We start from the raw sequence: 16,046 nt of genomic DNA, 5'->3' as shown, positions 1-16,046 counted from the left end.
CTCAGTACAAAGTATCGCATGAAGCCTTCCTTTGGCGGAGACAAAGATAGAAAAAATATTTAATTTAATTTGGAATTCAACACAGTACCTCTGTGTTCTTAAAAAAAGAATCAATGAAAAAGCAAATATTAGCATTATTTTGTTTTGTATCCATTACCGCATCTGCCGATGAAGGTATGTGGATGCTGACGGATTTGAAGGCACAGAACGAAGTCGCCATGATTGAGCTTGGCCTTCAAATGCCTGTGGAGCAGATCTATAGCCCGGATGGTATTGCATTAAAAGATGCAGTAGTACATTTTGGCGGAGGGTGTACCGGTGAGGTAATCTCTTCTCAAGGTTTGGTTTTAACTAATCACCATTGCGGATATGGGGCTATTCAGAAACTTAGCTCGGTAGAACATGATTATCTAACAGATGGATTTTGGGCTGCTTCTCTTGACGGAGAAATTCCATGCGAAGGTTTGAAGATTACTTTTATTGATAAGATTCTGGATGTAACCGATTATGTAAATGCTCGGTTGCAGGTTGATGAAGACCCTGAAGGAGTAAATTATCTGTCGCCCCGTTATTTAAGTACGGTAGCAGATAGATTTGCCAAACAAGAAAACATAACCACTAAACCGGGAACAACGCTTGAGCTAAAAGCATTTTATGGTGGCAATAAATACTATCTTTTCATTAAAAAGGTATATAGTGATATCCGTATTGTTGGTGCACCTCCCTCATCTATAGGGAAATACGGTGCCGACACCGACAACTGGATGTGGCCACGCCATACCGGCGATTTTTCTATTTTCCGTATCTATGCCGATGCAAATGGCGAACCTGCAGCGTATAGTATAAATAATAAACCTCTGCAAGTTAAAAAGCATCTCACCATTAGTTTGGCAGGATATAATGAAGGCGATTTTGCTTTTGTTATGGGATTCCCGGGAAGAAACTGGCGGTACATGATTTCCGACGAAGTTGAAGAAAGGATGCAGACAACAAACTTTATGCGTCACAATGTACGTGGTGTACGTCAGGATGTACTGATGGAACAAATGCTGGCCGATCCGGCTGTACGTATACATTATGCCAGTAAATATGCTTCTTCGGCAAATTACTGGAAAAATGCAATTGGTATGAACGAGGGTTTGGTACGTCTTAATGTATTAGATACCAAACGTGCTCAACAAGAACAACTATTGGAGCGAGGCAAAGCAATGGGTACAGATGTTTACCAAAATGCTTTTGATGAGATACGTTCTATTGTGTCACAGAGAAGAAAAGCTATTTATCATCAACAAGCCATAACCGAAGCTTTAGTTACCGGACTGGATTTTATGCGCATACCTTCAACCTCAAAACTGGAAGCAGCTTTGAAGGAAAAGAATAAGAAGAAGGTAAAAGCAGAAACAGAAGCATTAAAGGTCAATGCCGGGAAATACTTCAATAATGTTCCTTATCCGGAAGTAGAAAAGTTGGTAGCCAAGCAAATGCTCAAAACATACATGCAATATATACCCGAAGATCAACGTATTAGCATCTTCAGTATCATTGATGAAAGATTTAAAGGTAATAGCGATGCTTTTATTGATGCTTGTTTTCAGTATTCTATGTTCGGTACAAAAGAAAACTTTGCCCGTTTCATCAAAAAGCCTACAACAGAACGTATTGAACAAGACTGGATGGTATTGTTTAAACATTCTATTACCGACGGATTGTATCAAACTGCTATGGAAATGCGGGATGCAAACCTCAATTATGATGCTGCTCATAAAGTGTGGGTAAAAGGTATGATGGATATGAAGAAGGAATCTGGTATACCTGTTTATCCGGATGCTAATTCTACTTTGCGTTTAACGTATGGTAAAGTAGCTTCGTACGAACCGGTTGACGGTGCTGTATACGATTATTATACAACATTAGAAGGGGTTATGGAGAAAGAAGATCCAACTAATTGGGAATTTGTTGTTCCGGAGAAACTGAAGCAATTATATAAGACTAAGGATTATGGTCGGTATGCCATGAAGAATGGAGAAATGCCTGTAAACTTTATAGTCGATACAGATAATACCGGTGGAAACTCAGGTAGCCCGGTGTTTAATAGTAAAGGTCAGTTAATAGGTACCGGATTCGACCGTAATTATGAAGGTTTAACCGGAGATATTGCTTTCCGCCCAGCATCTCAACGTGCAGCTTGTGTGGATATCCGCTACACACTTTTCATTATTGATAAGTTTGCAGGAGCTTCACGCATAATTAATGAGTTGACGATAGAAGAATAACACAAACGCTTGTCATCCTGAACGAAGTGAAGGATCTCGTGGGGTACGGTAGCCCACGAGATCCTTCACTTCGTTCAGGATGACAAGCGTTTGTAACCTCACTTAAAAACTCACCGACATCAATACCTCCGCCGATATTCCACCCTTTTCAAAAGGCTTGATTAGTCTTACTCCCAAAGAAAGCGGAAACTCTGTTTCTATGGCATGCCAATCCATAATAAAATCTACTCCGGCAGAGCTTTGAGTATTCCAGCTTGTTTTCACAGCTTTATTGGCAGATAAATCAAAGAATACGTTACTTCTGAACCGCTTGATATACATTAGCCATCCCAGATTATAATCGGGGTAAGCAATGGTAAAAGCATAATCGGATTTGAACTCAAACAAATGATTGGTAGCAGAATTATAATGATATCCACGGGGAGCCGTAAGAAGCTTTTTGGGGATATACATTGATTTGTTATCCATATTCTGATATTGATACCCTAATCTAACCATTAAACTGTTATTAGGAAGAAATCCCGGAAAGTAATTAGTTAGGCGTGCAGCATACAACTGCCCAAAAAGATCACCGGTTGATAATGGCGCAAGAGTTTGGAGTCTTAGCTGATAACCCCATTTAGGTAAAATGTCTCGTGCTGCCATTTTGCGATAATTGTATATACGTACTTCCGGCAATAGATATTGAAAATCACTAAGTTTCCTGTTCTCTTTTTGCTGTATTTTATTATTGGTATAATAATACGTAATTGATGGCTGAACCCCTCTGATATAATGATTCCGGGTAAGATTAAAAGGAATAGATATGCGGGCTTCGGCTTCCAGTAAGGTACGTCCGGTATAAGAATATCCAAGATTTTCTTTTCCTTCTTCGTTTTCATGCCATTCCAGATTGAATGCTTTATCACCATAAGTAACATTGAAGTCGATTACAGGATACCAACCGGTATAGTTAAATGCAAATTTACCATGATGTGCTCCATCTTTGTAAAACCACCCCAACTGACTGATTGCTGTATTTAATGAGTTCTGCGACAGAACCATTGCTCCGGGTTTTACAATGGTCGAGAAATCATCCACATCCATATTAATAATATCAGTGACATCATAATAAAAAGGAGCCCAACTATGAATCTTGAATAAGTTCAAAGTACGATTGTATCGTTTTGGTTTAAAGTCAATTTCTTTCAATTGTGCCGTATCGGCCCGGAATGATTCCTGATTGCTGATTGATTCGGCAAGTGCAAATTTATACGGTTCATTGAAGTTTGCTGCTTCACGTTGCAAATCATTGAGTGAAACAGAAGCTAACCTGTAACCATTCTTCTGGTAATCGGAAAACAATAATTTAGAATTGTCGGCAGATAGGGCAGGGGTGAATGCACCGAATCTGGAAGTTGTTAGCTTATATACTTTCTTGCTTTGTATATCAATACTATAAATGTTATTGGTACCGTCTAAGCCGGATTCAAGGTATAAATTTCCATCGTGCCAGAAGGTTGAAGTAATATTTGCCCAGGTAGGAGCAAGTATTTCTTTCCATTCGCTATTATCGGTGTTTAATGCCCAGATAGAAATTCCACTTTCTCCAACCGAAGTTATGAAAAGTTGATTGTCTTCTCCAAAAGATATTTCTTTGGCAAATGCGTTTTCGGGTGTTTGGTATGAGGCAATTCTTGTTCCGTTTTCAACGTTAACTAAAACAATCTGGTTGTTTCCTGTTTCAGAATATTCGGAAAAGGCAGCTGTTAATCCGTTATAGTTAATTGCAGGCGATTGATAACGTTGGCGGGGAGTTACCGTAACAATTTTCTTTGTCTGCAAATCGTAGTATTTCAGTACGGAATAATTCTCGTGCGACCATCGTAACCCTGAAACATTTTCGTTCCAGAATATCTTTCCGTTTCTATAAATGAGTTTGCTGTTAATACTACCCACATGGGTTAAGTGTTTTTCTTTGCCATCTTTTATTTCTACCAGAGAACTGATTTCACTCATACTGCTTTTTAAAGCAATAATGGTTGTGTTATTAATAGCTTGTGGATATTTATAAGTAACGTATTCTTTTGGATCGGGCAGAAGATAATTGGGGGTAAACCCGGAACGGAGATGCTTATCGTCTAGTTTGTCCCATTCTTGTTTAAGAAAAGAGAATGTATTATTAAAGAGTTCATCTTTTCCTATTCCGGTATGATATTTTAAAGATTTTGTAAATGGTGGTATGTTGAAAATCTTTTTGATGTAGCGTGTAGTAACTTTATCCCAGATGTCACCACCATATTCATGTCGGGCAAAAGCAGTCATATCATATCCTAACGCATATTTGTTTCCGGTATAATTTTTATATGAGCCAAGAAACCATTTGTTGAAAGAGTAAAATTGACCCGATTCTGTTTGAGCACGATATATCATGTTAAACTCGGGTAAGCGTCCACGGCCTGTATATGATAAGGCTGTTTCGGTAGCAACTGCATCGCCTTCCAGAAACCAGGTAGGTACAGGTAGGTTGGCTAAACCGGATATTTGTTCGCCCATTAAAAAGTACAATGGGCGGAATATACCTTCCATAAACTTACGGGTTTGAAAGCCATGTCGCCCTTCATGCAAAACCAAATGACTGTCCCACATCTGGGCAGTGTTATCGGCCGAAGGGGTGGTTATTAACTCCATTCTGCGTGGTGCCCATGATACCAGTCCGTTAGAAAGCATACTGGAGGGATGAAGAACCACCGGAAGTTTCCATTTGCGTGATTTGCCTATTGTTTGCTCCACATATGGATAGGTGGTTTCTAATAAACGGGCATAACGGTAGGCCATTGAGTCATTTCCCAGGGGGTATATCAACTTGTAATTATCAGTATGTACTATTCTCCATTTATATCTGGCCGGATCGGTACCATAGTTAACAAATTGCGCACGTGCAATAAGGGTAGAAATGAATATGCAAGCTGCAATAAGTATTAGGCGTTTGCTCAAGGTATGATTTGTTTGGGACATATTTTTTGTTTTAGACATAAGAACAAAAGGGACATATTTTCTTTTTATTTTTAGACATAAGAACAAAAGTATTCAAATTAATTCATATTAATAGCAAGCATTTACCCCGACAGGGGTAATATGTGCATAACCCTGGGTGAGCGAAGCGTAACCCAGGGTAGATGGTCTCTCTTTTCCTCTGAACCCCGAAGTGGGTTCAACCCTTTCAGGGTTGAGTTTGTGTGTGACTTGCCAGCCCCGGGCTGCGCTTCGCTGACCCGGGGTTATGCACATCTCACCCCTTCCGGGGTGATTGCTAAGGTATAAATTATTTCTGAACACTTACTTACTTTAGATAAAGGAATATGTTTTTTATCTATTTGTTCTTTTGTTCTTTTGTTCTTATGTCTAAAAATTAAACTTGTAATAACTTAAACCGAAGTCGTAACCTGCCATCCGCGTAGTCACTGCTGATAATTTTGAATGTGCCAATTTCGGATGTATTATTTACGTGTTGCCCTATACAAGCACATATATCATAGTCGCCAACAGTTATAATGCGTAAGGTTTCGCTAACATCTTCGGGTAATTTGCTGAGGTCTACACCATCAGGAATGTTATCGCGTGTTACAAATTGCTCATTTACAGGAAGATTTTGCCGGATAACTTCGTTTACCTGGTTTTCTATTTCAGTAATGGTTTCCAGCGAGGGTTCGGTTTCTATGATATAGTCACATTTACTTTTCTTTCTTTCTATATGACTGTTGCGAGAACGTGGACAGCCAAACATGCGTACCATGGTTTGGTTAAGAATATGTTCGGCTGTGTGCATGGGTGGGTGTTCTTGCTTATTGTGGGTGTTTAATTGTTCCATTGTTATTTTAGCAATTGTTTATTTTTTCACAAAGATATATTAATCTCTCAAAAAATGCTACCATTTGCCAACGTATTCCGAACAAAGTTTTTATAGACTGTTAACCTTCCTGATTTTAAAACAAATATCATTTTTTATTTTGAAACAACAAAAAAGTTAGGCTCTCTCCATAGAACAAAAGTAGTTCCCATTTTTACAGTTTTGAGTTAAAGTGGTTACCACCACAGATATCCGTGGTTACCATTAAGAATTACTACAGTTACTACTAAAACTATTAGTGGTTACCACTTTGGGTAGTAGTGGTAACCGTTTTGATAAAATCAGCATAATACAAAAAAGGCGGAAAACCAATGGTCTCCCGCCTGTATTTGTATGTACTTTCCGTATATCTTTGTTATACGAAAGATAAAGCTTTTTAGTGAGATATCCAATTTTGCATTAACGTTTTATAACATGGCCTCTTTGGGCTTTGTGTGATATTTATACTTTGATTTTTAATAAAAAGAAGTAGTTTTGGAACCAAATACAACATCACTATGGAAAATCAACTTAAAGCAATTATTGCTGATGCCAATATAATTGCCATTATACCTTTTCTTCAAAAACTTACTGCTGAAGAGAAACAGGAACTTTATCCTATAATAAAGAAAATGGAAGCTGTTTACTTTCGTAAAGAATTCTTTTCCAGTCATTCGGTGCAGAATGAAAACAGATGCGAAATATATAAACGATGCCTCTTTTTCTTTCTTAAAAAGAGTGATATTGCTCCGAAAATGTATTGGAAATTACCATCGAGTGGAGTTATTCAAGAGATGCTTGAATGGTATCGTCCCGATTGGTTTTCGGATTATGTGAATAGTGTGATGCAGTCCGAAATGACTTCTATTAACTATTATTATATTGCACAATGGACAGACCGGAAGCTGATTGAACCCTCGCCTGAACTAATTGCGAATACTTTACCACATGATATACAACAGATAGAAAAGTATCCCTTTGTACTGGATGAACATATTTGGTATTTATTTCAATATCCCTCGGAAATTCATTGGGCAAACAAAAGACATCATAATTTTTGGATCAATATGCTGTGCAATGCTGCCGAATCGGGTAGAATAGATCGTATGCGTTTACTTAGAGAAAGTATTTTGATATCTGTTCGTAATTTGGATAAACTGCAAACAGGGTGGGGGATTGATCTGTTTCAGGAACTGAAGCCAACTGTCGAAGAGCTCATTGGCATTCAACAAGAGTTGTTAACAGCTCTAACTTCTCCACAATCAAAAGCAGTCAATTCCGTACTTACTATATTAAAGAAAATCTGTACGGAAAAGAATTTCGATCGGGAAGAGTTTATTCGTACAACACCTATGCTGCTTTCGTCCGAAGTAAAATCTATTATAACTTCTACCATGAGTGTGCTCGATGCAATAGGGAAAAAGTATAAGGATAGTCACAGGGATATCAGCCAATCGTTAGTCAATGTATTTATGTGTAAAGATGAAACGGTACAAACCAAGGCTGTTACACTTTTTTTGAAATACGCTGATAAAGAAGAACAAGCATGGAGTGCTTTGCTTGAACCGTATGTTTCTTTTATGTTCGTTTCGGTAAAAACTCTTTTAAAAGATTATCTGTCTGCCAATGAATCTGTTATTGCTGATGCCTTTGAAGAGAAAACAGAAAGTGAACTGAATTTCTTATCAGAGGAAAACCGTATACCGATAGATGTTCGGATTGAGGAATTGCCTTTTTTTGTGAGCGAGGTACTTGCTAATCTTCACTCCTATCAATATTATATGTTAGCCGATGTTCTTATCCAGCTCACACATCAAGTAAATATCGATACTTGTATTCAACTGGAACCAGCTTATCAAAAAGCATGCAGAAAGCTAAACAGTGACGGAACCAGTTTTTTTGAAAGCCTCTTGACTTCTTTTTTCATCAGTTATGTTGATTTTCTGATAGAGGAACATCCCAGCATGACAGAAGGTCTGCAAAAAATGCAGGATAAATTAAGACATAACAGTTTTAAAATAGAGGAATGGCATCCTGGTACTTTGTATTTGCTCGAACCGTTTCGTAGACTTCTGTTGTTGGCAATGAATAGGATTAAGGAAGGAAAGAAGATAACTTTGTTGTCTACTCCAACTCATTTTCCGTGCTGGATACATCCTGTTACGCTGGTAGAAAGAGTTGAAGAGCACCTGCAAAACGGACTTGAACCGGATAATATAGATTTGCAATTGGCTATTCAGCGCTGTATGCTCTGCGATACATCCGAAGCTTTCCGGAAAGCTTCCGAACTACCCGAAAGCGAATATAAATACCTGCTTCTTTTCTTGTTCAGTGGTGATTTGAAGTATAAAAAAGAAGTTGTTAATCCTCATTGGTGGCTTACTGCTGCTCTTTCGCTCGAAGATAAATCGGTGTACACTGAATTTCTTGACGAAAGTAGCTCACTTATTCCGCCTGCCTATTTTACAACTTCTTTCGACTGGAAGATTGGTAACAGGGAATACACGCAAATGAAATACACCGGGCATAAATATGAACACGTGGTTGAACATACTCCTGAAATAAACCTGCATATTCCCGGACACAATCTGGATAAAAGTAACCGCAAGTTATTAATAGAATATCTTTTCAGTAATAAGAAACGGTATTTTATGAAAGGAGATTTGTGTCATCTGATGCACTCTTTTCCCCATAATTCCGATTATATATTGCGCCATATATTTTATGATGATGCATCTTATGTGTATGATCCCGGATATCCAATAGAAGTACTTACTGCTTTGTTGGAGCTGAAGCAGCCTTTGGGAGAGTTCAGCTATTTAACATTATCGTCGTTTATGCTGATTGCTCACAAAGAAATACGTTTGTTAACGGCCGAAGTATGGATGTCTTATATCAATGCAGGTATGTTCAATGCCAGCAAAGCCGGAAGCATTATTGGCCGGCTGATAAATGAGAACTGGGGTTTCTTGAAACGTTTTACCGATCAGTTGATTGGGATGATAAACATAACTTCCCAGGTTAATAAAGCATTGGAACAGGTTATTGCTGTTATAATCATGCAGGTGGATACACCTGTAACTAACATGAAAAAGTTGTTGGAGATTTATAAGGAGTTGCTGGCACAAAATCAATCGCAACCCGAACAGGTAGTGAAAGAGAAATTAATGACTTGGAAAGAAGAGGCTAGTTTGAAAAAAGTACTTAAAGGGCTATGAAGGATGCAATTAAAAATTATAGATTATGCCACTTGCGATAAACATAAACGACCTGCTGAACAAGCAGAAGATTGAATCTAACCGAATTGAGTTTAAGAAAGGTTGGAACCCGGCGAACATATACCATAGTGTATGTGCTTTCGCCAATGATTTTGATGACCTTGGTGGTGGTTACATTGTGGTCGGTGTAGATACGGACAATAAGACTGGTGTTGCTATTCGTCCTGTGGAAGGAATACCAGTAGAGAAGATTGATGGTGTTCTTCAAGAGATGGTGGGTTATAACAATAAGATTGCACCTTACTATATGCCTCGTACAAGTGTAGAGGAGGTGGATGGGAAGTCTGTACTTGTGATTTGGTGTCCGGCTGGTATTAATCGTCCATATTCTGTACCGGAGAATGTAACTGCAAAAAATGGTAGTAAGGAGTATTTCTATATTCGTAGTGGAACGAGTAGCATTATTGCAAAAGGTGAAGTGTTGGATGAGTTGCGTGAATTAGCAAGTCGTATACCTTTTGATGAGAGAGGTAATTCAAATATTCGTTTGGAGGACATTTCTACACTACTTTTACGTGAATACTTGGTAAAAGTGGGAAGCAAATTGGCAAGCGATATAAATGTAAAACCTTTACATGAGATTCTTGAACAAATGGACTTGTATGTTGGTCCAAAGGAGAATCGTGTGTTAAGAAATGTAGCTGCTATGATGTTTTGTGAGAATCCGAGCAAGTACTTCAAGCGCACACAGGTGGAGATTGTGTATTTCCCTGAGGGGCGATTGAATAATCCAAGTAACCTTTATGAAGGAGCGGTTATCACCGGCTCTGTGCCACAGATTATAGACCGCACATTGGAATACTTGAAGCGGATGTTGGTGCTACAGAGCATCATCAAACCTAAGGATGACTATCGTAGTAAGAAGTTTTACACATATCCTTATCAGGCCTTGGAAGAAAGTGTAACGAATTCGCTTTATCATCGCGATTATCGGGAATGGGAGCCAGTGGTAATAACCGTTGAACCTAAGGGAATAACCATCCAAAATGTTGGAGGCCCCGATCGTAGTATCTCTGCTGCTGATATTTCACGTTGTGAGATTCTTGTGTCAAAGCGTTACAGGAATCGTCGTTTGGGTGAATACCTCAAAGAACTAGATATGACCGAAGGTCGTAGTACGGGCATTCCGACCATACAGAATGTGTTAGAGAATAACGGATCATCACGTGCCACTGTCGTTACAGATGAAGACCGTACATTCTTTCGTATAACCATCCCTTGCCATGAGGCAGCAGGCAATATTATTGCAGATATAGCTCACAAGGATGATTCCCTGAAAGTTTCAAGGCGAGGTGTACTCAAAAGTGCACTACAAACTGCACTAGAAAGTGCACCAAAAAGTGCACTTAAAATATTGGAGCAAATACAAAACAATCCCCAAGTCACTTTGACAGACATAGCCAATCTAACGGGCTATTCAAGAAGATGGGTTGCTCAAACAATGAAACAGCTCCAAGAACATAATATAATTAAGCGAGTAGGTCCCAACAAAACTGGCTACTGGGAAATCATAAACAACTAGCCTGTATTATTCATACTCGTTTGGTTCAGTTTGGGGCTGTGTTGAACTAAAATAAAAACACAGAGTCACAGAGAAACAGAGTTCTTTGTTTTGTGCTGAACACAGAGTTATTGTACGACAAAAGCAAAGCCTCCGTGTTCAGCACAAGGAAAAGCTCCGTGTTTCTGTGACTCTGTGTTTTAATTCATTCCAAATTGATGAAGTATGAATAATGCTAGAACTTTATTCATACGCATTAAACGGTGCCTTGAACTCTTTTCTGAGTGTCATTACTCCTTCACTAGGAAAATCTTTCGGTACTTTTTGTGTAACCTGCCCGGTGGCAGCCCATTCCGAACCACGCAATAAAGTTACCTGAAACCCAGTACACTCCATAGAGTAACGCAGTTCCGGATCGCTTCCGGCATGGCCTAACAAGGTAACAAAGACATTGCCTTTGCCATATTTTACAGTCCACAACATAGGCTCGTCGCGTCCTTGCTCATGAGTTGTGGCTAATATTTCCAGATTTTTGCCGGGGCCTCTTAAGCGTGCATAAATTTCATCCTTAAAATGTTCCCATACAGTAGGCAAACCAGCAAGAATAGGATGATTAAGATTGCGATTAGTAATAGTAGAAGAGTGCTGTAAACCATGATAGCCAGCCCAACCGGGCGAATAATCATATATGGTACGCCCATCTTTCCAATAAACATACGGACCATCCTTTTCATTTCTACCATTCCATGCGCCGAGGCCTATCATTTCGTTATATTCTTTCCAATCGTCCATTGGAACAACCGAAGAATGGATAATCACCACTCCGCCACCATTAGATACATAGTTCTCGAATTTCTTGCGGGTTGCTTCGGCCCATGTAGTTCCACCATAATTAATAAGTACCAGATCATACTTATTGAAATCCGGATTATACGTGCTCATATCCTCTCCCCAGGTGGGAGTAACATGAATATCTACTGTGAATAAGTTGCTGTTTTCCAGAATCATTTTTATAGCTTCGCTACCTCCCTTCCACCAATGGCTTCCATCTTGTCCGGTAACAATCATTGCTTTGATTTTCTTTTGCGCGTTTACCTGTGGTACGATACCGCCAAAGAAAAGAAAGAAGGCAATAGCCCATATTATTTTCTTCATAGTTATTTCTTTTGTGTGTTCGTTAGTCCTTTTTTGTCAATCCATTCAATACAATCATATATCCAAGTAACCGAAAGATTATTTCCGTACTCATCTACCTTAAACTTTCCGTCTTGAAAATACCGGCGATAAAGTTCGTATTTGCCGTCATTGTTGCGATCTTCCAGAATAATTTCACGTTCGGTGGATATGATAATATCCGATGTGTATTTTACTTCTTTTGTATAATAATCAATTATCACATAATAGTTTTTAAACAAATCAAAGTAAGGGTAATGTCCGTTATGAGCACTGAATAGAAGAACTTCTTCCAATGCCGGCTCATCATCCATTTGAACTAGTTGAGAAGCATGTAAACCGAAGCCTCTCTTTTGAACTTCCGGTGGAAATTTATCCCAGGTACGGGCAGTACTAACCTGATATTGTGACCATACCGGGATAAAATAACCACTCAATAATAATAACAATAGTATCTTTTTCATCATGTTTTTATTGTTTATTCATTATCAATGAAACATTTACTTAAGTATGCAATATTAATTATTAATATTGAGAGAAAGGTTTGATAGCTAACATAAAAGGTTAAAAACCTGTTTTCGCTGTGTTTTGATAATAAATGGATTTGATTTGATAATATTCAAACCTGCATATCTAATTATTATTTGTAATATTGTGAACTTTTTAAATACTTAAATTCTTATGAAAAACTTAACACTCCCCATTTTGTTTGCGGTAATGCTTAGTATGATTGCCTGCACTGAAAAACCTGTAGAAAAAAGTGAATACCCTATGTTCTGGACCTGGCTGGATTATCGACCAACCATGAACTTTGATTCTGTTTGTATAATAATGAAGGAAACAGGTCTTGACGGTGTTATTCTCAACGCTCCAACTCCTGACGATTACAGGGTAGCTATTCCTATTGCACATAAGCATGGTTTAGAGGTATATGCATGGTTGTGGACAATGAATCTGGAGCACGACCGCGATAAAATTATTAAAGAACACCCCGAATGGTTCAGTGTAAACCGGAAAGGAGAGAGTCTTGCCGATACCAAAGCCTATGTTGATTATTACAAATTTATGTGTCCTGCATTGCCCGAAGTGCGCGAACACATCCGCAAGAAAATAATAGCATACTGTGAGGTTGAAGGATTGAACGGAATTGCTATTGACTACCACCGTTTTGTAGATGTAATTCTGCCTACTACACTTTGGCCTAAGTACGGTATTGTACAAGATAGAGAATACCCCGAATGGGATTATGGTTATCATCCTGCTATGATAAAGCTGTTTATGGAGAAACACGGTTATGACCCTCGTACACTGGAAGATCCTTCAACAGATATGCAATGGTTGCAGTTCCGTTGCGACCAGATAACAGAGGTTGCCAATGAAATAGCCGATGTAGTTCATGCTTATGGAAAAACAATGGCTGCTTCACCGTTCCCAACACCTGCAATGTCGCGCCAAATGGTTCGTCAGGACTGGGGGAAATGGAATCTGGATATTGTTTTCCCAATGGTGTACGCTAACTTCTACACCGAAGATGTTAGCTTTATTTCGGACTGTACAGCCGAGAATGTACGGGATAAAAACCCAATGACTACCCTGTATTGTGGAATGATGGGTGTTGACGGACCCGAGATGTTTGAAAGTATGGATGCTGCATTTAATAATGGTGCAGAAGGAATTGCCATATTTACTATTCGTTCGCTTCGGTCACCAGAAATCCGTTCGCAATTCAAGGCTTATGCTGATAGTGTACATGCAGTTCGAGCAGCCAAAGGTCCTAATCCGGCAGCAAACAAGCAGATAAAGGTTAATGCAAATCCTTTTGAGAATACAGGAATAATGAAACTAGTGCACGAAAAGATGCAAAAGAATATAAATAGTGACTCTGCTGTTACCCTGAATTTAGGCGAATATACATTGGTTGATGAATACGGTGCAACCAAATGCTACGAGGTAACAGAACAGAATTCGGGAAAAGTGTTCGACGTGAAATTCTATTTCTACGGCAGTATCATTTCCGGATGGAGCGTAGACCTCAAATAAATACAGTACTTATGACAAAGAATGCAGTTGATTTACTCAAAGGAATGTAGCCATTGATATACTCAGGGCTTTGACAATGTTATTAATGATTTTTGTAAACGATCTTTGGACTATTAAAGGCGAGCCCGAATGGCTGGGACATGCAGAATCGAATCAGGATTTTATGGGATTGGCAGATATTGTTTTTCCGTGTTTCCTTTTTGTGGTTGGTATGTCTATTCCTTTTGCTATTGAAGGTCGATTTAAAAAAGGATTCCCGGGCGTAAGTACAGTTGGCCATATCCTGACAAGAACGCTTGCACTTCTTTTGATGGGTGTTTTTATTGTTAATACAGAATCGGGGGTAGGGGCCGAGTCTGGAATGAACCTACCTGTTTTCCGGATATTGATGGTAATCGGCTTTCTGCTTGTGTGGAACGTGTACCCACGCACAGATAATCCGGGACGGAAGAAAATATATAGTATTTTAAAGGCCATAGGTTTATTACTGTTGCTTTATCTGGCAATTGCTTTCCGCGATGCTAACGGAGGTGTATTCCAAGCACGTTGGTGGGGTATACTTGGACTTATTGGGTGGACTTACCTTATCTGTGCCATGATATATATATTTGCCCGCGACCGTTTTAAGTATCTTATACCTATATGGATATTCTTTATTTTGCTTTGTGTTTTTAAAAGCGGATTAAGAGAGGGAGAAACATTATTGAATTTGCCTCATGGTAACTTCTTTGATCAGTTCCTTGGGATACTTCATGTCGGTAATGGAGCATTACCAGCCTTTACAATGGGTGGTTTACTGCTTTCACTGGTCAGCACCAAATACGTGAACAGACCGAATCGGGATAAAGTTATATTTGCCGTAGTTACTACATTAATCCTGGCGGTTTTAGGATTCATTACCCACCAGTTCTGGATTGTTTCTAAAATTCAGGCAACTCCGCCATGGATATTCTATTGCTGTGCAATAGCTGTAGGAACGTATGCCATAATCTATTGGTTGGTTGAAAAAGGAAAGGCTTCCTGGTTTAATTTTATCAGTCCTGCCGGAACAGCTACATTAACATGCTATCTGATTCCGTATGTAACATATAGTTTATCTTCTTTATTAGGTATTCGGCTACCTGAATTTTTAACTACCGGATTTGTAGGAGTATTAAACTGTATTGTATTCTCTTTCTTTATTATATTTATAACTGGACTATTGGGACGGGTGCATGTTAAATTGAAAATATAATTTTATCTGATTCCAAACTTTCGTCTACTCCGAAGCACAGGGGCTACGGGCCTTTGTATTGAATGCAGAACAAACGATTTAGCCTGCATTGAATAAAAACACGGAGACACAGAAACACGGAGCTTTTCCTTGTGCTGAACACGGAGGCTTCGCTTTTGTCGTACACCCAAATTGCCCAAATTGCAAATCAACTATCCCTCAGAAAATGTTTTTTCGCCATTTTGCTATCACTGCTATCACTAGCAGTGATAACATTCTGATAAACAATTGATTAATTTAGTGATAGATGTAGTGATAGTAAAAAATATCTACCACTGCTATCACTAAGATGTTTTTGTTATCCGCTAAATATCAGGGAGTTGTAAAAATGCAACATGATAACAATTAGTTCGTACTCTGTTTAACCTGTATTGTTCATACTTTGAATCGCAGTATTCTTTCATCCCGGTAGCATGAAGCCTTTCTCCCGGTAGGATAAACGGTTTCTCCCGGTAGGATGAACGCTTTATCCCGGTAGGAGAAAAGCTTTATCCTACCGGGAGAAAAGTACTGTTCAAATATCTTTCTATATAGACCGAGGGGTCAATGCTATATAGATGGAGAGGTCGGTGCTATATAGATCGAAGGCACTCATCTATATAGATCGGAACCCCAATGCTATATAGCTTGCGTAGAAGTA

Annotated in this window: 9 protein-coding genes; 5 read left to right on the top strand and 4 right to left on the bottom strand. The window is 38.9% G+C overall.

Annotated elements, in window-relative coordinates; genetic code table 11:
• The first annotated feature begins 113 nt into the window (after positions 1–113).
• The gene (locus tag D0T85_RS21115) at positions 114–2,273 is read left to right on the top strand and encodes a S46 family peptidase (RefSeq protein ID WP_163215502.1); all 2,160 of its coding nucleotides are present in this window, start codon (positions 114–116) and stop codon (positions 2,271–2,273) included.
• A 102-nt stretch (positions 2,274–2,375) separates the two neighbouring features.
• Here the strand turns inward: D0T85_RS21115 and D0T85_RS21110 are convergent, their stop codons facing one another.
• Both D0T85_RS21110 and D0T85_RS21105 read right to left on the bottom strand, forming a co-directional pair.
• The gene (locus D0T85_RS21110; protein WP_163215501.1) at positions 2,376–5,270 is read right to left on the bottom strand and encodes a hypothetical protein; all 2,895 of its coding nucleotides are present in this window, start codon (positions 5,268–5,270) and stop codon (positions 2,376–2,378) included.
• A gap of 394 nt (positions 5,271–5,664) precedes the next feature.
• Positions 5,665–6,123: a hypothetical protein gene (locus D0T85_RS21105; RefSeq protein ID WP_163215500.1), complete on the bottom strand. Its 459-nt coding sequence runs from the start codon at positions 6,121–6,123 to the stop codon at positions 5,665–5,667.
• Positions 6,124–6,659: 536 nt separating this feature from the next.
• Between D0T85_RS21105 and D0T85_RS21100 the strand changes: the two genes are divergently transcribed.
• Together D0T85_RS21100 and D0T85_RS21095 are read left to right on the top strand one after the other, a co-directional pair.
• Positions 6,660–9,359, top strand: coding sequence for a DUF6493 family protein (locus D0T85_RS21100; RefSeq protein ID WP_163215499.1), 2,700 nt, complete (start codon positions 6,660–6,662; stop codon positions 9,357–9,359).
• Between the two features lie 25 nt (positions 9,360–9,384).
• On the top strand, positions 9,385–10,941 hold the full coding sequence (locus tag D0T85_RS21095; protein WP_163215498.1) for an RNA-binding domain-containing protein: 1,557 nt from the start codon (positions 9,385–9,387) through the stop codon (positions 10,939–10,941).
• Positions 10,942–11,163: 222 nt separating this feature from the next.
• Here the strand turns inward: D0T85_RS21095 and D0T85_RS21090 are convergent, their stop codons facing one another.
• The gene (locus tag D0T85_RS21090) at positions 11,164–12,075 is read right to left on the bottom strand and encodes a ThuA domain-containing protein (protein WP_163215497.1); all 912 of its coding nucleotides are present in this window, start codon (positions 12,073–12,075) and stop codon (positions 11,164–11,166) included.
• Between the two features lie 2 nt (positions 12,076–12,077).
• Complete coding sequence (locus tag D0T85_RS21085; protein ID WP_163215496.1) at positions 12,078–12,560, bottom strand: hypothetical protein; 483 nt, start codon at positions 12,558–12,560, stop codon at positions 12,078–12,080.
• Between the two features lie 250 nt (positions 12,561–12,810).
• Here D0T85_RS21085 and D0T85_RS21080 point away from each other — a divergent pair, with 250 nt between their 5' ends.
• Together D0T85_RS21080 and D0T85_RS21075 are read left to right on the top strand one after the other, a co-directional pair.
• Positions 12,811–14,133, top strand: coding sequence for a family 10 glycosylhydrolase (locus D0T85_RS21080; RefSeq protein ID WP_370460024.1), 1,323 nt, complete (start codon positions 12,811–12,813; stop codon positions 14,131–14,133).
• Between the two features lie 52 nt (positions 14,134–14,185).
• Entirely contained in the window at positions 14,186–15,367 is a 1,182-nt protein-coding gene (locus D0T85_RS21075) for a DUF5009 domain-containing protein (RefSeq protein ID WP_370460023.1), read from the top strand.
• Positions 15,368–16,046 lie beyond the last annotated feature (679 nt).

The sequence above is a fragment of the Bacteroides sp. 519 genome, assembly GCF_010500955.1.
Lineage (GTDB): Bacteria > Bacteroidota > Bacteroidia > Bacteroidales > Bacteroidaceae > Bacteroides.
This window is presented reverse-complemented; position numbering and strand designations above follow the sequence as displayed.

Coding starts and splice junctions, on each gene's coding strand:
- D0T85_RS21115 (WP_163215502.1), top strand. CDS start 114: ATGAAAAAGCAAATATTAGCATTATTTTGTTTTGTATCCATTACCGCA.
- D0T85_RS21110 (WP_163215501.1), bottom strand. CDS start 5,270: ATGTCCCAAACAAATCATACCTTGAGCAAACGCCTAATACTTATTGCA.
- D0T85_RS21105 (WP_163215500.1), bottom strand. CDS start 6,123: ATGGAACAATTAAACACCCACAATAAGCAAGAACACCCACCCATGCAC.
- D0T85_RS21100 (WP_163215499.1), top strand. CDS start 6,660: ATGGAAAATCAACTTAAAGCAATTATTGCTGATGCCAATATAATTGCC.
- D0T85_RS21095 (WP_163215498.1), top strand. CDS start 9,385: ATGCCACTTGCGATAAACATAAACGACCTGCTGAACAAGCAGAAGATT.
- D0T85_RS21090 (WP_163215497.1), bottom strand. CDS start 12,075: ATGAAGAAAATAATATGGGCTATTGCCTTCTTTCTTTTCTTTGGCGGT.
- D0T85_RS21085 (WP_163215496.1), bottom strand. CDS start 12,560: ATGATGAAAAAGATACTATTGTTATTATTATTGAGTGGTTATTTTATC.
- D0T85_RS21080 (WP_370460024.1), top strand. CDS start 12,811: ATGCTTAGTATGATTGCCTGCACTGAAAAACCTGTAGAAAAAAGTGAA.